The 15,477-nt window shown below is 72.2% G+C and carries 14 protein-coding genes, 1 tRNA gene, 1 other RNA gene and 1 pseudogene; 9 read left to right on the top strand and 8 right to left on the bottom strand.

All coding sequences use genetic code 11. From position 1 onward, the window contains the following. Window positions 1–220: 220 nt before the first annotated feature. Window positions 221–793: a rhodanese-like domain-containing protein gene (locus tag AB0G74_RS19880; RefSeq protein WP_361147980.1), complete on the top strand. Its 573-nt coding sequence runs from the start codon at window positions 221–223 to the stop codon at window positions 791–793. An 87-nt stretch (window positions 794–880) separates the two neighbouring features. Here AB0G74_RS19880 and AB0G74_RS19875 read toward each other — a convergent pair whose 3' ends face one another. After that, window positions 881–1,660 (bottom strand): TetR/AcrR family transcriptional regulator C-terminal domain-containing protein, encoded by a 780-nt coding sequence (locus tag AB0G74_RS19875; protein WP_361147943.1) that lies wholly within the window; start codon window positions 1,658–1,660, stop codon window positions 881–883. Between the two features lie 218 nt (window positions 1,661–1,878). On the opposite strand from AB0G74_RS19875, the gene AB0G74_RS19870 reads away from it, so the two are divergent. After that, window positions 1,879–3,501 carry an MFS transporter gene (locus tag AB0G74_RS19870; protein WP_361147941.1) on the top strand — a complete coding sequence of 541 codons (1,623 nt, stop codon included), beginning with the start codon at window positions 1,879–1,881 and terminating at the stop codon, window positions 3,499–3,501. 129 nt (window positions 3,502–3,630) lie between these two features. Here AB0G74_RS19870 and AB0G74_RS19865 read toward each other — a convergent pair whose 3' ends face one another. After that, on the bottom strand, window positions 3,631–4,452 hold the full coding sequence (locus AB0G74_RS19865; protein WP_361147939.1) for a lipase family protein: 822 nt from the start codon (window positions 4,450–4,452) through the stop codon (window positions 3,631–3,633). 182 nt (window positions 4,453–4,634) lie between these two features. On the opposite strand from AB0G74_RS19865, the gene AB0G74_RS19860 reads away from it, so the two are divergent. Next, window positions 4,635–6,173 carry a DUF1266 domain-containing protein gene (locus tag AB0G74_RS19860; RefSeq protein WP_361147937.1) on the top strand — a complete coding sequence of 513 codons (1,539 nt, stop codon included), beginning with the start codon at window positions 4,635–4,637 and terminating at the stop codon, window positions 6,171–6,173. Between the two features lie 79 nt (window positions 6,174–6,252). On the opposite strand, the gene AB0G74_RS19855 is transcribed toward AB0G74_RS19860, so the two are convergent. Continuing rightward, complete coding sequence (locus tag AB0G74_RS19855; RefSeq protein ID WP_361147935.1) at window positions 6,253–7,689, bottom strand: DUF2252 domain-containing protein; 1,437 nt, start codon at window positions 7,687–7,689, stop codon at window positions 6,253–6,255. Between the two features lie 154 nt (window positions 7,690–7,843). Between AB0G74_RS19855 and AB0G74_RS19850 the strand changes: the two are divergent. The 5 genes and pseudogenes from AB0G74_RS19850 to AB0G74_RS19830 all read left to right on the top strand — a co-directional run. After that, window positions 7,844–8,614 (top strand): annotated as a pseudogene (locus AB0G74_RS19850) (DUF817 domain-containing protein); the annotation flags it as partial. Window positions 8,615–8,894: 280 nt separating this feature from the next. Next, a complete protein-coding gene (locus tag AB0G74_RS19845; protein WP_361147933.1) occupies window positions 8,895–9,251 on the top strand; it encodes a hypothetical protein in 357 nt (118 codons plus the stop codon). Between the two features lie 11 nt (window positions 9,252–9,262). Continuing rightward, window positions 9,263–10,801, top strand: coding sequence for a hypothetical protein (locus tag AB0G74_RS19840; protein WP_361147931.1), 1,539 nt, complete (start codon window positions 9,263–9,265; stop codon window positions 10,799–10,801). Beyond that, window positions 10,798–11,472 (top strand): hypothetical protein, encoded by a 675-nt coding sequence (locus tag AB0G74_RS19835; RefSeq protein ID WP_361147929.1) that lies wholly within the window; start codon window positions 10,798–10,800, stop codon window positions 11,470–11,472. The genes AB0G74_RS19840 and AB0G74_RS19835 overlap by 4 nt, the downstream gene beginning before the upstream one ends. Window positions 11,473–11,571: 99 nt before the next feature. Beyond that, entirely contained in the window at window positions 11,572–13,242 is a 1,671-nt protein-coding gene (locus AB0G74_RS19830) for a carboxylesterase family protein (protein WP_361147927.1), read from the top strand. 12 nt (window positions 13,243–13,254) lie between these two features. Here AB0G74_RS19830 and AB0G74_RS19825 read toward each other — a convergent pair whose 3' ends face one another. From AB0G74_RS19825 to AB0G74_RS19805, 5 genes are all read right to left on the bottom strand, one after another. Further along, window positions 13,255–13,677 (bottom strand): PIN domain-containing protein, encoded by a 423-nt coding sequence (locus AB0G74_RS19825; protein ID WP_361147924.1) that lies wholly within the window; start codon window positions 13,675–13,677, stop codon window positions 13,255–13,257. After that, window positions 13,674–13,949 carry a CopG family transcriptional regulator gene (locus tag AB0G74_RS19820; RefSeq protein WP_361147922.1) on the bottom strand — a complete coding sequence of 92 codons (276 nt, stop codon included), beginning with the start codon at window positions 13,947–13,949 and terminating at the stop codon, window positions 13,674–13,676. The genes AB0G74_RS19825 and AB0G74_RS19820 overlap by 4 nt, the downstream gene beginning before the upstream one ends. 306 nt (window positions 13,950–14,255) lie before the next feature. Then, complete coding sequence (locus tag AB0G74_RS19815; protein WP_361147920.1) at window positions 14,256–14,678, bottom strand: PIN domain nuclease; 423 nt, start codon at window positions 14,676–14,678, stop codon at window positions 14,256–14,258. Next, on the bottom strand, window positions 14,675–14,890 hold the full coding sequence (locus tag AB0G74_RS19810; RefSeq protein WP_361147918.1) for a type II toxin-antitoxin system VapB family antitoxin: 216 nt from the start codon (window positions 14,888–14,890) through the stop codon (window positions 14,675–14,677). The genes AB0G74_RS19815 and AB0G74_RS19810 overlap by 4 nt, the downstream gene beginning before the upstream one ends. A gap of 290 nt (window positions 14,891–15,180) precedes the next feature. Continuing rightward, window positions 15,181–15,268: transfer RNA gene (locus AB0G74_RS19805), tRNA-Ser, on the bottom strand. Between the two features lie 72 nt (window positions 15,269–15,340). Between AB0G74_RS19805 and ffs the strand changes: the two genes are divergently transcribed. Then, an RNA gene (gene ffs / locus AB0G74_RS19800) (signal recognition particle sRNA small type) lies at window positions 15,341–15,439 on the top strand. The last annotated feature ends 38 nt before the right edge of the window (window positions 15,440–15,477 follow it).

Genomic DNA, 15,477 nt, shown 5'->3' with positions numbered 1-15,477 from the left:
GGTCGTCGTACCGGCTCCGGCTCCGGATCCAGCTCCGTCCGCCCGGTCCGTCCATGAGGCGGGCGCGGACCGGACCAGTCCCGTACATACCCCTGGGGGTAATTTACCCCCTTCCTTCCTCCGAGGAGCGTCACCGATGTCACACTCCCCCCGAACCCACGGGAACCAGGCCCGTCCCACCGAGTACGACGCCGACGGCGCCCGGGCCCGGCAGGCCGTAATGACCGTGATCGACGTCCGTACGCCCGGCGAGTACGCCTCCGGCCATCTCCCGGGCGCCGTCAACGTCCCCCTCGACCAGGTGCGCCGCGCGGTGCCGGAGATCGGGGCCGCCGCCGGGCGCGGTGAGGTGCTGCTCGTCTGCGCTTCCGGCGCGCGGTCGGCGAAGGCCCGCGAGCTGCTGGCCGGGCGGGCCGTGCGGACGGCGAGCCTGAGCGGCGGTACGTCGGGCTGGGCGGCCCGCGGCTATCCGCTGGAGCACCCCGACAACACCGCCTCCGCCACCGACCCGGGGGCCGCCCCGGGAACCGTCTGCGCGGTGCCGCGCGCGGGCTGGGCGATGGAGCGCCAGGTCAGGCTGGCGGCGGGTGCGCTGATACTGACCGGTGTCGTCCTCGGGTTCTTTCTGCACCCGGCCTGGCTGCTGCTCGCCGGGGGCGTCTCGGGCGGACTGGTCTTCTCGGCGCTCACCGACACCTGCGGCATGGCGGCCGTGCTGGCGAAGCTGCCGTACAACCGTCCCGCCCGCCCCGATCTCGAAGCGGCGCTGGCGCGGCTGCGCGGGACGGCCTGACACCGCCGGTCCGCCTACGGAGGGGGTGGCGCCGCCCGTGCGGCGCCACCCCCTCGTACGTATCGGGGCGGGTATCCGTACGGCGCGTCAGGCGGCCCGCAGCCGGACCGCGATCCCGTCGAGGACGCAGGCCAGCCCCTGGTCGAAGGACGACCCCCGGGTATCCGTCGGCTCCATCTCGTCCAGCGCCGCGTACCGCTTCCGCAGCCGGGGGTACTGCTGCGCCGCCGCCACCGCCGCGGGCCGGACGCTCTCCAGCCACTCCCGCTCGGTCCGGCCGCTCCGGGCCAGCGACGTCAGATACGCGGCCTCGGTGAGCGCCGTACCGATCACAAAGGCGATCAGCGTACTCATCAGGACGTCGGCGGTCTCGGCGTCGTCGCATCCGGCGGCCTCGAAGATGCCGAGCCCCCGGTCGGAGAGGCGCATCATGTTCGGCCCCAGATAGGCCATGCCGACCTCGCCCAGGACCGACGCCATCCACGGGTGGCGCAGGATCGTCGCCCGGACGCTGTGCGCGAACTCCTCCAGGGCCCGCCGCCAGTCGTCGGGGCCGGTGGGCTCCGGGACGTCGATCTCGCCGTAGACCTCGTCCACGACCAGCTCGATCAGCTCCTCCTTGTTCGCGACGTGCGAGTACACGGAGGTCGCCCCGGCCTTCAGCCGGGCGCCGAGCTTCCGCATGCTCAGCGCCTCGACGCCGTCGCTGTCCAGCAGGGCGAGAGCCTCGGCGACGATCTGCTCCCGGCTCAGCGCCGGCTGTTCCCGCTTACGGCGCCGGGGCCGGGTCCAGACGGAGGGGAAGCCCTCGTCCGCCTTCGAGCCGACCGCGTCCGCCGTCCCCGGCGCCTGCTCCTCGACCGCCATGTCCAGGGCTCCTCTCGCGTCCCGCGCGCCGTCCCGTACCGGGGCCGGTGCCTCTTCGTCGGTTCCGTCGGGTTCCGTCGCGACCAACCCTAACGCAGTTACGTACGCCGTACGTTCTTGCGAACACTGTTCGGTCTCCGTACAGTGTTCGGCAGAGCGCACGCCGTACGGCGATCGCTCGGGATATCGCCGTACGACTACTCGGAGGGGAAGCGGCCATGAAGCAGGAGCGGTCACACCGGAACGAACCGGAGACGGCGGGCGCGCGGGGACCGGAAGGCGCGACGGGAACGGCGGCGGGCCCGGCGGGCGCGGCCTCGGACCGTCACCCGCGCCGCTGGCTGATCCTCGTGGTGCTCTGCCTGAGCACCCTCGTCCTGGTCATCGACAACATGGTGCTGACGGTCGCGGTCCCCGCGATCACCGACGACCTCGGGGCGAGCGCCACCGACATCCAGTGGATCATCGAGTCCTACATCCTGGTCTTCGCCGGACTGCTGCTCACCGCCGGAAGCCTCTCCGACCGGTTCGGCCGCCGCCGGGTGATGATCATCGGCCTGGCGCTCTTCGGACTCGCGTCGCTGATCGCGACCTACGCGGAGAGCCCGGAGACCCTGATCGCGGCCCGGGTGCTGATGGGCGTCGGCGGCGCGCTGGTGATGCCGAGCACGCTCTCCATCCTGATCACCGTCTTCGACGAGGACGAGCGCCCCAAGGCGATCGCCGCCTGGTCCGCCGTCGCGATGGTCGGCCTGGTCGGCGGCCCGGTCCTCGGCGGCGCGCTGATCGCCGACTTCTGGTGGGGCGCGGTCTTCCTGATCAACGTGCCGATCGCGGCGCTCGCCATCGGCTCCGCCCTGCTGCTGATGCCGGAGTCCAAGGGCCCGTGGCGGAAGCCCGACTTCCCCGGCATGGTGCTGTCGATGACCGGGATGACCGCCCTCGTCTGGACCATCATCGAGGCCCCGAAGAAGGGCCTGGGCGACCCCGTCACACTGGCCGCCGCCGTCGTCGCCGCCGTCTCCCTGGTCGGCTTCGCGATATGGGAGGCCCGTATCGAGTGGCCGATGGTCCCCGTCTCCCTCTTCCGTAACAAGGTCTTCACCGGCGCCAGCTTCTCGCTCGTCCTGCTGACCTTCGCCAACGGCGGTCTGATGCTGGTCCTGACCCAGTACCTCCAGTTCGTCCTCGGCTACAGCGCCACCGAGACCGGTCTCGCCTTCGCCCCGATGGCGGTCGCCGTGATCGCCTTCAACGGCATCGGGGCCGCGCTGCTCCCCAGGACCGGCAACCGGATCGTGGCCGTGCTCGGCCTGCTGGTGATCGCCGCCGGTTTCGGCACCCTCGCCACCCTCTCCGAGGGCGACGGCTGGGGCCTGATCACCACGGCCATGCTGCTGATGGGCGCCGGTGGCGGACTGGCGATGCCCGCCGCGATCGCCGCCCTGATGGGCGCGGTGCCCCAGGAGCACGCGGGGGTCGGCTCGGCGCTCAACGACACCATCCAGCAGGCGGGCGCCGCCCTCGGAGTGGCGATCCTCGGCGCGGTGCTCTCCACCACGTACCGGAACGAACTGCCCGGCAGCGCCCCCGAGGCGGCCGAGGAGTCGGTGGCGGCGGCTTTGAAGGTCCCGGCGCTGGCGGACGCCGCGCGGGACGCCTTCACCCAGGCGATGGCGAACAGCTTCGTCGCGGGCGGGATCGGGGTCGTGGTCGCCGCGCTGCTGGCGGCGATCCTCCTCCGGGGCCGGGACAAGAGCGCCGCGAACGGTACGGGGACGGGTACGGACACGGGGCCGGGGCGGGCCGATGACGACCAGGCGCTGACGCCGATCGCCTGACCGGGACCTCCGGACCATCAGGACGCGAATACGGACACGGCTGCGGGGCCGCTCACCACGAGCGGCCCCGCAGCCGTACCCGTATGTCCCGGAAAACTCCCGATCCCGTACCTCTGTTGAAGGCTCCGCTTATTGAAGGCTCCGCTCCAGCACCGTCACATACGCGTCGATGAAGTGATCCCGCACCCCGCCCGAGGGCAGGGCGACCGGATCGGCCACCGCCCCGCGCAGCCGGTCGGCCGCCCCCGCGAGCCGGGGCATCGAGGTGTGCAGCGTGCCCTTCGCGTCGAACCAGCGCAGGGCGTCCGTATGCGCGTACGCGGGCTCCGGCGGCAGCAGCGGTACGACGTCGTCGTTGTTGACGAACCGGAACAGCCGGTCCTTGAACCCCTTGTTCACGGCGGCGGCCAGCACCCGGTCGCAGGCGCGCGGCTGGCCGTACGTGTAGACGCCGTCGGCCCGCAGCCGGGGCTCCTCCAGATACATCCGGCACCCGGCGAGCATCGCCAGCGCGCCGCCCAGGCTGTGCCCGGTGAACCACACCGTCTGTCCGCCGTCGCGGAACCCGGCGACCGTCTCCCGCACCCCCGGATAGACCGAGTCCAGCGCCTCCGCGAAGCCGTAGTGCATATATCCGGTCCTGGCCGGGCCCGGCCACGGCGGGGTGGCCGCGTCCGAGAGCCAGTCCCGGATCAGGGCCGGCTCGGTCCCCCGGAACGCGGTCACGATCATCCGGTCGCTGGCCATCGTGTACGCCTGGGTGTCCTCCAGGGCGAACGGCGGCTCGAACAGGGACTCGTGGTGCCGTACCCGGTCGAACCCCCAGTCCCGCGCCTGCCGCTCGACCTCGGCCGGATTCTCGTAGGCGAGCCGGGCGGCGCGCGCCATCCAGTACGCGTGCGCCAGGCTGTAGCCGGTGACCTGGTGGTCGAGTGCCGACGGTACGGACACGGCCGTCCTCCTCCGGTGCGTCGTCGGGGCCCGCCCGTGCCCCCGGCCACTCAACCCGTCCCCGGCCCCGGCCGCCCCTCCCGCCACGCGACGCCCCGCGCCTTCGGCCGTACCGTCCCCCGCGCGGAGTACCCGGACCGGTGATCACGCCGTTCCGACACCGGTCTCGATAGAGTTTTCGTATGGGGATGGGGAACGGGCAGGACACCCCGGGCGGAGGCGCACCGGACGGGAACGGCGGCGTCCCGGGCTTCGGCCCGCCGCGGTACGGCGGCGGCACGCCCCCCGGCGGCCCCGGGGATCCCGGCGCCCCCGGCCCGTACTCGTACCGCCCGCCCCACGGAACCGGCCACGCCTACGGATACGGCCCCGGCAACGGCCCCGCCTATGGATACGGCCACGGCCACGGCCCCGCCCACCACCAAGGCCCCGGCTACGCCTACGGCCCAGCGCCCACCGTCCACGACCCGTTCGCCGCCGTACCCCCGCCCCACGGCCCGCCGGCCCCCGCCTGGCAGGCCCCCAGCCGGATCGAACGCCTGCTGTACGAGGCGAAGACGCGCGGCGACTGGCCCGCCTACTTCGAGGTCCTGGGCCGCAACTGGCTCTACACCGCCCAGCACCGGTCGTTCCTCGACTCCCACCCCGCCGAGGTCCAGATCCTGCCGTTCTTCGCGCCCCAGGTCGGCGGCGCCTGCGTGGCCCTCTACACGGAGGGCGTACTGCCCGCGCCCGTCGAGGACCCGGTCTTCCACTCGGCGTCCCTCGCCTGGTACGCGGGCGCCTGGGACCACACCGACCCGGCATGGCTGGTGATCAACCCCGGCACACCCTGCGAGGCGTTCTTCCCCACCACCCCCGCCCACCGCGCCCAGTGGCAGCGGCACGCCGCCCCCTCCGACGCCATCCGCCCCGGCCGGCGGCTGCGCGCCCTGCACGTCGGCGGCCCCCTGCACGGCTCGGTCGCGCACGGACTGGCCTGCGGGGCGCTGCTCTCCGTCAACAACGGCGAACTGTGGAACGCCATCGGCTACCACGGCCGCGGCTACCGCCGGGAACGCGAACGGCTCCGCGAATGGTGGGACATCAACAGCCGCGACGAATGGCGCGACACCCTGGAACGGCTGATCCGGGCCGACCTGGTCAGCCCCGTCTGGGAGTTCGCCCTCCGGGTCCGCCAGAACCTGGCCCGCGACTACGGCGGCGCCGTCGAACTCGACCACTGGCGGTCCGTCGCCGAACGCGTCATCCGGGCCAACGCGGCCCGCGCCGCCGAACCGAAGATCACCGCCGACGGCGTCACGCCCGGCGCCGAGGCCGACGAGTCCGAGGTCGCCGCCCAGGTCACCGGCGTCGGCCGGCTGATCGGCCGGATCGCCCGCTACGAGGCCCGGTTCCGGGCCGACGGACTGCTCGGCGACACCCAGTACACCCGCACCCTGGAAGCCTGGGACTACGGCCGCGCCTCCGGCATGGCCCGCTGGGGCCTCGGCGCCCGGTTCGGCACGCTCGCCGAGACGGAGGACGCGATCCTGCGCGCGGGCGCGGCGGCCCGGGCGAACTACCGCTCGTGGGAGGAGTTCTCGGCCGCGTACGTCCTGGGCCGCTGTCTCCACTTCGACGACGAGGAGTTCGGCGACTGGTACGAGGGCGCGCTGGCCTGCCACCGGATCCTGACCACGGACGAGGCCAGCCCGTGGCGGAACATCCCCTGGAAGTGACGACCCCCCGCCCGGAGCCGAACGCCCCGCCGACGCCGACGCCCCCGGGACCGCCGTTCGCCCCGTGGTCCCACGCCCCCTACGCCACCTCTTCCGCCGTGACGCGCCCCTCCCGCACGGCGGCCACCAGGGCGGCGTGATCGCGCTCGTTCTGATCGGCGTACGCCTCCGCGAACCGGGCGATCGCCCCGTCGAGCACCTCCCCGCCCCCCACATAGGCGGCGATCGCGATCCGGTCCCCCGACCTGGCGTGCGCCCGGGCCAGGGTCGCCCCGCACAACTCGGCGAACAGCCGCATCCCCTTCGGCACCATCGCCTGCGGCACCACGATCCCCTTCCAGTCGTGCAACTGCCGTACATAGAAGTCGCGGTACGGCACATCGACGTCGGTGACCCGGTCCCACCCCAGGAACACATCGCCGACCGCCTGCATCAGCCGCTGCCCGGCCACCACCCGCTGCCCCTGGTTCTCGTACGCGCTGCGCTCCGTGAACGCCTCCAGTACCGACCGGTCCGCCTCCTTCGCCTGGAGGATCAGCGGATCGGTGTCGTCCCGGCCCAGCAGCAACAGCACCCAGCAGCGGGTGCCGACACTGCCGACCCCGACCACCTTGCGGGCGATGTCGACCACCCGGTACTGCCCGAGCAGATGCCGCCGCTCCATGGAGAGACTGCTGCCGTAGTGGTCGACCAGGTTGTGCAGCTCCCGGACGAGCCGGTCGAGTCCGGGCCCGGCGAGCAGCTCCGCCACCGGCACGATCAGCGGCGGATCGGCCGCGAACCGCCGCCCGCCGTCCCGGATCTCCGTCAGCTTCTCGAACGCCTTCATACTGTCCCGGGTCCTGGCCTTCGCCATCGCCTCCGCCAGCCGCTCCCGGCCGCGCCGGTCGAGCCGCTCGTCGGCCAGCAACTGGACCTGCTCCATATCGCCGCGGTCGTACCAGACATCGAGATTGCCCATCCCGGCGTAGGCCCGGATCCGCCGCCGGTAGGTCCGTACAGCCGCCCGGACGATCGCCGTCCGCTCCTCCTCCGGCCAGCCGTTCTCCCGGCCCGCGATGACCAGACTGGTCGCGAGCCGTTTGACGTCCCACTCCCAGGGCCCCGGATGGGTCTCGTCGAAGTCGTTGATATCGAAGACCAGCCGCCGCTCGGGCGAGCCCAGCAGCCGGAAGTTCATCATGTGCGCGTCGCCGCAGAGCTGCGCGGTCAGCCCGCTGGCGGGTGTCGCCGCCGCGAGATCGGCGGCCATCACGGCGGCGGCCCCCCGGAAGAACCGGAACGGTGACTCGATCATCCGCCCGTATCTGACCGGTACCAGCTCGGGCACCCGGGTCGCGGACTGCGCCTCGACGATCTCGACGGGGTCCAGCCGGTCGGCGGGCGGCTCGTACCGGGCCTGCGCCGACCTCGGCGTCGTCCGCCGCGCGGCCCGCCCGGTCTCGGCCCGCTCCCGCGGCGTCGGCGGGGGAGGGGCACCGTACGGTACGCCCCCGATGCCGTGCTGCTGCCCCATGGCGGCCTCCCGGGAATCGCCCCCCTTCATTCTTCTCCGCGCCGGGATCATCCGCATGTCATGTGATCTGTCCGACAAAACCCCGCCCGAGTGCAACGCACCGGCCTCCGGGCGCGTGTCCGGGAATTCACCCGTCTCCTCCTAAAAGGCGCCCATGACCTCTTCCGCGACCCCCGTCCGCCCCGCCGTATCCGCCCCCCGGACCTGCGTCCGCCGCCTCCTGGTCTTCGGCTGGATCCAGACCAAGGCATGCGTCTTCGCCGCCGCGCTCTTCCTCGGCATGGCCGCGTCGGAAGCCCTCCCCGACGACCTCCCCGTGGCCCGCTACGACCTGCTGCTGATCTACGGCGTCGCCCTCACGGCCACCGGCTGGGCGATGCGCTGGGAGACCGGCCGGGAGGTCGCGGTGATCGCGGTCTGCCATCTGCTCGGCTTCCTCTTCGAGGCGGTGAAGGTGCACGTGGGCTCGTGGTCGTACCCCGAGGACGCCCTGACGAAGGTCGCCGGGGTGCCGCTGTACGGCGGCTTCATGTACGCGGCCGTCGGCAGCTACGTCTGCCGCTCCTGGCGCCTCTTCGACCTGGACTTCACCGGCTACCGCCCCCGTACGACCGCCGTACTCGCCGCCCTCGTCTACCTCAACTTCCTCACCCACCACTGGCTCCCGGACGCCCGCTGGCCGCTCGCCGCCGCCCTCCTCCTGGCGACCCTGGGAACCCGGGTCTCGTACACGGTCGGCCCCGCCCGCCTCCGGATGCCGCTCGCGCTCGCCTTCGTCCTGATCGGCTTCTTCCTCTGGGTGGCCGAGAACCTGGCGACATACCTCGGGGCCTGGTCGTACCCCCATCAGCTGGAGACGTGGTCCCCGGTCCCGGTCACGAAATGGGCGTCGTGGGCGCTGCTGATCAGCTTCACCTTCGTGATCGTGAAGACGGCCAGGGGCACCGGCCCCGGCCCCGGCGCGCCCGGCCCGGTATCCACAACCCGCCCCGGGATCAAGGAAGTTGGTGGATATTGGTGGCCGAGGGGTAGGAGCCTCCGGACGGCCCGGCACGGGACGGCGGAGGGCGGAGCGGCGGGGGGCGAGCACACGGATGTCATGGGGCGAGTGGGAGCGGGCCAAGGCCGGGGCGGCGGAGCGGCGGGAGACCGGGACGCGGCTGAACCAGGCGGCCCCGCCGGGCGGCCCGTCCGGCGGCGACCTGGTGGTCCGCCAGGACGATCTGGGCGCCGTCGGCCATGAGGCGTTCGTCCTCCACGGCGAGCTGAAGAAGAAGGCCGATATCGCGGGCACGGGCCTGGACGCCGGGGGCTCCGGTTCCACCATGCGGGCGGCGGCCGGCCTCAAGAGCCGTAACCTCGGGCTCGGCGCCGAACTGGAGTCGACCGTCGGGATCTGGACCTCGCAGGTCAAACATGTCCTCCAGGCATGTGCGCATATCTCCAACCACCTCGACTTCAGCAAGAAACTGCACGCCCGGGACGATGCGAAGATCGCCACCGAGATCGGCGGCCGGACGGGCCCGGTCTCCGTATCGGCGCTGAACGAGTACTTCCGGTAGGCGGCGGCCCGATGACGTTCTCGTACTCGGATCTGATGGCCCTGGACCTCACGGGGCTCGGTACGGCCGCTGCGGACTGGCGGACGATGGCCGGGGAGCTGGCCAAGCTGGCCGGAGGGACCCGCGACGGCCTGGTGAAACACTCCGACGGAGCCCGGTGGGAAGGCGCCAACGCCACCGTGACCAGGGAATTCGTCCATAAGACGGCCAAGGAGATCGCGGACCTCCACCAGGAAGCCGAAAGCATCGCCGCCGTCCTCACCGACGCCCATGCCGAACTGGCGGCGATCCAGAAGAAGGCCCGGAGCCTCACCGAGGCCGCGGGCACGGGCGACCAGAACCGGAACCCGCCGGACCCGGCGCTGATCGTCTCCGACGGCCCGTGCGGCACGGTCCGGGTGATCGAGGCGGTCTGTACGCCCCAGGGCCCCGACCAGCGGGTCAAGGACCGGATGCGGTGGTACGCGGACGCCCTCACCCGGACCGTCCAGCACGCCGCCGAGATCGACGCGACGGCCGTCCGCGCGCTCCGCGCCTCCCACGGCAACGACCCGTACAACGCGGGCCACGCCACATACACCTCACTCGACGAGGACCAGCTGCCGCGCGCGACGGAACTGGCGAAACGCGGCGGGGGCCTGAGCGGGATCGAGCGGGACAGACTGCGGATGCTCTGGGAGTCCCTCAGCCCCGGCGCCCGCGCCCAGCTCTGGGCGGCGCACCGGAACGACCTGCTGGCCGCGGGCATCCTCAGCCCCACGATGCCGCAGATCTCCCCGGACGCGGGGGCGGGCGAGCACGACTCCCGCGGCGTCGGCGTCGGGGACCGGTGGACCGAGGCGAAGATGTATCTCCTCACGGAGGGCGCGGACGCCAAGGGCATGACCGACGCCGCCCGCCATATGGACCACTATCTGGGCAACAGCGGCAAACCCATGAATCTGCCCGTCGACCGGATGATGGCCGACGTCCCCGCCTTCAAGACGTACGTCGACGACATCGTCCGGCTCAACCAGGACGGCTGGCGCGAGCAGGCGGCGGAGGAGTTCCGGAAGAACGGCGGCAAGCCGGTCGTCATCCCGGTCGAGGCCAGACACCCCGACGACTTCTACTTCACCGACAAGCTGGACGCGAACTGGTACTACGCGGTCGGAGGAGTCAACACCAACGTCACGGGAGTCGTGACGGCCGTCCCCGACGCGAACGGGAACCCGAAGATCAGCATCGACTACCAGGCCAACGTCTGGGACCGCTACAACTGGGACGAGGGCAAGGGCGTCAAGGTCGGCCCGCTCGACATCCCCGACGGGGACATGGCCAAACTGCACCGCGTGGGCCTCGCCCAGGAGTTCGACATGGCGGGCAGCAGCGACGTCCGCAGCTACGACCTCGGCACCGCGCAGCCGAACGGCGAACCGCTGCCGGGCCCCGGGGAGAGCCGCGACGGGCGGCTGAACCCCGGCCGGGAACAGCAGCAGGACCGGACGACCGGCGGGCCCGGCGGAAGACCGGAGACCGACGCGGCCCGCCCCGGAGGAGGAGTCCGTTGAACGGCCTCGACACCCATCGCCCCGCCCCGGCCGGCGGCGACGGAGGCCGCGGCGGTCGCCGTCGTGCCGGACTCGTCGCGTCGGCGGTCCTGGGGGCCCTGGCCCTGCTGGGCGTCGTGGTGGCCGGCGTCTGGCTCCTCGCCGACCCGGGCGGCGACGGCGGGGACCGCGTACCGGGGCGGGCGGCGGACGCGCGCTGGGCCGAGGGCGTCACACCGCAGTGGCTCAGCGGCCGGATGGGCGTCCCCGTCCCCGTCGGGGCGGAATCCCCCCGGGCCGCGTACGAGACCACCTCCCGCGTCGACACCGGCTTCCTCACCTTCACCCTGCCGAGGACCACCGCGGAGAGCTATTTGGCGGAACACCCCCCGGAAGGCACCTGGCTCGAACCCACCGCCGCCCAACCCGACACCCCCGCCGACGGCTTCGCCCGCCTCGGCGTCCCCGAACCCGAGACGCTCAAGGACGGCACGCGCTACGGCTACCTCTGCCCCGGGAACGCCTCCCGCGGCCCGTACGACACCTCGGACCGCCGGTGCGTCCGGATCCACGCCCACGAATACGCGCCGGACCGGACTCGGATCTATCTGCACGCCCGCTTCGACCCCGGCACCGGTCCCGACTCCCTCCCCGGGCCGCCGTCGCTCAATGGCCTCACCTTGCCCGAGTGACCCACCCGTGATGCGGGGCGCGTCCGCCGTGCCGAGACTGACCGGGAGTGCCGCCGCGCCGCGACGGCCGAGCCCCCCGGCGGACGGAAGGCGCCTCCCATGGCGATACCGAGAGGCGTACGCGCCGCGGCGACCGGAGCCGTACTGACAGCCCTCCTGGCGGCCTGCGCCACGACCCCCGGCGCCCCCCGGACCGGGAGCGCGACCGGCGCCGGGGGCGACGCCGGGGCGGTGATCGGCCCGGTGATCCGTACCGACGCCGGAACGGTACGTGGCCACGCCGACGGCGAGGTCCTCCGCTACCGGGGCATCCCCTACGCCGCGCCCCCGGTGGGCGACCGCCGATGGGCACCGCCGGAGCGGCCCGCGCCCTGGACGGGCATACGGGAGGCGGCGAAGTCCGGCGCGGCCTGCGCCCAGGACCCGGCGGGCTTCTTCGCCGTCGCCGACAGCTCCGAGGACTGCCTCTACCTCGACATCGCGGCCCCCCGGACCGGCCGGTCCGGGAAGAAGCCGGTGATGGTCTGGATCCACGGCGGCGGACTGCAAACCGGATCGGGCTCCCAGTACGATCTCGCCCCCCTGGTGACCGGCGGCGATGTCATCGGCATCACCATCAACTACCGGCTCGGCGCCCTCGGCTTCCTCAACGACCCCGCCCTCGGCCCCGGCGCGGACAACCTGGGCCTGCGGGACCAGACCGCCGCCCTGGACTGGGTCCGGCGCAACGCGGCGGCCTTCGGCGGCGACCCGGAGAACGTCACCGTCTTCGGCGAGTCCGCCGGCGCCTTCAGCACCTGCGCGCTGGTCGCCTCCCCCGCCACCGAAGGTCTGATCGACCGGGCGATCGTCCAGAGCGGCCCCTGCTCCGGCTACTTCCCCGCCGGAACGTCGGCGCCCGGCGTCGAACGCCACGGCCTCTACGTCCCACAGGAGGAGGCCCGCCCCGCCGACCGGGCCGCGATCGAGGCGGCGGGCTGCGGCACGGCCGACGACGTACTGAGCTGTCTGCGCGCCACGGACGTGAAGACCTGGCTCACCGGCCCCCACGCCACCGCCCTCGCCCGCCCCGTCCACGGCGGCACCGCCGCGTTCCTCCCCGAGGACCCGGCGAAGGCCGCCCGGGAGGGCCGTACCGCCGACATCCCCATGATCCTCGGCACCACCCACGACGAATGGACCATGTTCACCGCCATGCAGGCGGCGAAGGCCCCCTTCGACCGGACGTACTTCCACACCCTCCTCGACACCGCCTACGGCCCCGACCGCGACCGGATCACCGCCGTCTACCCGGTCGGCACGGGCCCCTACGCCCGAGCCGTCCTCTGGGGCCGGATCACCGCCGACCAGGGCTTCACCTGCCCGTCCCTCGCCGACGCCCGGGCCATGGACACCCACGGCCGGTCCCGCGCCTACGCCTATCTCTTCGCCGACCCGAACCAGCCCGGCGCCGACGGCACGGCCTTCGGCGCCCCTCCGGGCTTCCCGTCCACCGCGACCCACGGCGCCGACCTGACCGCCCTCTTCGGCGACCCGGCCCACACCCCCGCCCAGCGCCGCCTCACGGCCCGGATGATCACCTACTGGACCACCTTCGCCCACACCGGCGACCCCAACACCCCCGGTCTCCCCACCTGGCCCCCCGCCACCACCAACGGCACCACCCTCCTCCCCCTGACCCCCACCCCCGACGGCCTCGCCCCCGCGGGCCCCGAGGAAGTGGAGAACACCCACCACTGCGCCCTCTTCGCCTCCCTCGACGGGCGGTGACCGGGGCCGGGATCACACCTTTCTGACGACGATCCTGTCGGGGACCAGCCGCTCCAGGTCGTCCACGTCGGAGGTGAAGATCGTGACCTGGCCCTTCCGCTGCCGCGCGACAACGGCGAGCACGGCGTCGATCGCGTACTTGTGACCGTGCAGCCCCGCGTCCGCCAGGAGCCGACGGGCCTGCCGCGCCTCGTCCTTCCCGATCTCGGCCACGGTGATACGGGAGAGGACCCAGTCCCAGCGCTGCTCGGTGGTTCTGCCGTCGTATGCCTCGACGAGTGTCATGGGAGAGGTCACCACCTCGGCCTCACCATCAGCGGCCAGCCTGAGCCGGGCGATCATCATCCGATCCCCGCGCACGGCAAGCGACAGGGCCTCGCTGTCGAGCACGAAAACGCGCAACCGCTGATCGCGATCACCGCCCCGCTTCCTCACGCCGCTTCTCCCGCACGGTCCGGTCCGGCCGCGCGACGCGCGTGCTCGGCATCGAGATCGTCCAGTTCGTCGCGTGCCGCCGCGATTTCGCTCGCCGTGACCGGCCCGTGCTCCTCCTCCAGCCAGTCGACGAGCTCGACGAGCCGATCGCGGTCACGCTTGAAGCGCAGCGCTTCGGCCACATACGCCGACAGGCCCCGCTCGGAGGCCTCCCCCCGGATCTCCTCCAGGAGATCTTCAGGGATTGTCACGGTCACCTTCTTCGTCGCCATACAACCGACCATACTCCGTGTATTCAACGCCTTACCAGCGCTGGGTGGGGATGGGCCCGGAAAGCGTTGAAGGCCCCATTGCGAGCAGCGAGGCCTTCGACGTCGGTGCCCGGTGCGGCACTGGCGGAGGATGCGAGATTCGAACTCGTGAGGGGTTGCCCCCAACACGCTTTCCAACTGTCCCCAATGGTGTTCAGAGAGGTTCGTGCATGTCCTGACCTTTGGCGGAGTGAGGAGCTGAGGTGTCCGCGAACCCTGTTGAACGCCGCTGAACGAGACCAGAACTGAGACCACGCGAGGCCGTGTTCATTTGCCCGCCTCGGGGCCGAACCACTGGAGGGCCTGACCGGTCACAGCGGCGATGCGGTCGAAATCGCGGTCGCGGTGCAGGAGGGTAAGGCCCTGCAGCTCCGCTGTGGCGGCGACGACGAGATCCACCGCACCGGCGCTGCGGTGCTGTCCGCGCCTGGTCAGCAGTTCCTGGACCTGCCAGGCGCGATCGTAGGCGCGGTCGTCGACGGGGACCCAGCCGAAGATCATCCGCATGTCCTCGATACCCCGGGCGCGATCGTCGTCTGATCGCGCGCCGTAGAAGAACTCCAGTTCGGTGATGGGGCAGGTCGCGATGAGTCCGGCTGCCGCTGCCTGGTCCCAGCCGTACTGTTCGGCGTCCCCGCGAAGGAATCGGGCGAGCGCGCTGGTGTCGATCAGGAACTGCGCCGCGCTCACCGCCGGTAGCTCCCCTTGTCGTCGAAGACGTCCAGGTCGAAGCCGCCGTCGGTAGCCGCCGCGCGCAGCCGGGCCAGAGCGAGAGCCCGGCGCCGGTTCTCCAGCACCTCCCGCAGGGCGGTATTGACCGTCTCCTTCTTGGTGCTGGTTCCCAGCGCCTGTGCCACGTCGGCAAGCAACTCGTCGTCCAGGTCGATCACTGTGCGGCTCATCCATGCACCTCCTGAGATATCAACTCGTGTATCGAGTATATCTTCAAAGGGCTCTCTGCTCGGCCTTGGCGGAGATCACGAGAAGCGATCATGTGGACGCCGGCTTCGATCTTCGAGGCGGTGAGCGTGGTTGTGGACGAGAGTGGGGCCAGGGAAGGCCGGCCTGGGCACCGGCGGGCGTGGGGTGGCGCCTCCGGTCGAGCGGGTCACGGGCGCAGGCCGGGACGGAGAAACGTCGAAGGCCCCCACCTTGCGGCGGGGGCCTTCGACGTTAGTGCCCGGTGAGGCACTGGCGGAGGATACGAGATTCGAACTCGTGAGGGGTTGCCCCCAACACGCTTTCCAAGCGTGCGCCCTAGGCCACTAGGCGAATCCTCCGCGGCAAACAATACAAGACGCTGGGGAGTGCTCGCGAACTCGTTCCCGCCCCCGCCGATCGGGTACTGTGTGCGGAGCCCCTCACGTGGCGCTATCTGACTGAACTCCCCCAGGGCCGGAAGGCAGCAAGGGTAGGTCGGCTCTGGCGGGTGCGTGGGGGGCGCTTGCGTTGGTGGGGGAGTGCGTGGGGGACGGTTGTCGGTGGGGAC

This window comes from Streptomyces sp. NPDC020875 (assembly GCF_040641415.1).
Classification (GTDB): domain Bacteria; phylum Actinomycetota; class Actinomycetes; order Streptomycetales; family Streptomycetaceae; genus Streptomyces.
This window is presented reverse-complemented; position numbering and strand designations above follow the sequence as displayed.

Excerpts from the sequence above, each read along its gene's own strand:
- AB0G74_RS19855 (WP_361147935.1), bottom strand. The coding sequence starts at position 7,689 with ATGGGGCAGCAGCACGGCATCGGGGGCGTACCGTACGGTGCCCCTCCC.
- AB0G74_RS19830 (WP_361147927.1), top strand. The coding sequence starts at position 11,572 with ATGGCGATACCGAGAGGCGTACGCGCCGCGGCGACCGGAGCCGTACTG.
- AB0G74_RS19810 (WP_361147918.1), bottom strand. The coding sequence starts at position 14,890 with ATGAGCCGCACAGTGATCGACCTGGACGACGAGTTGCTTGCCGACGTG.
- AB0G74_RS19880 (WP_361147980.1), top strand. The coding sequence starts at position 221 with ATGACCGTGATCGACGTCCGTACGCCCGGCGAGTACGCCTCCGGCCAT.
- AB0G74_RS19840 (WP_361147931.1), top strand. The coding sequence starts at position 9,263 with ATGACGTTCTCGTACTCGGATCTGATGGCCCTGGACCTCACGGGGCTC.
- AB0G74_RS19820 (WP_361147922.1), bottom strand. The coding sequence starts at position 13,949 with ATGGCGACGAAGAAGGTGACCGTGACAATCCCTGAAGATCTCCTGGAG.
- AB0G74_RS19860 (WP_361147937.1), top strand. The coding sequence starts at position 4,635 with ATGGGGATGGGGAACGGGCAGGACACCCCGGGCGGAGGCGCACCGGAC.
- AB0G74_RS19875 (WP_361147943.1), bottom strand. The coding sequence starts at position 1,660 with ATGGCGGTCGAGGAGCAGGCGCCGGGGACGGCGGACGCGGTCGGCTCG.
- AB0G74_RS19870 (WP_361147941.1), top strand. The coding sequence starts at position 1,879 with ATGAAGCAGGAGCGGTCACACCGGAACGAACCGGAGACGGCGGGCGCG.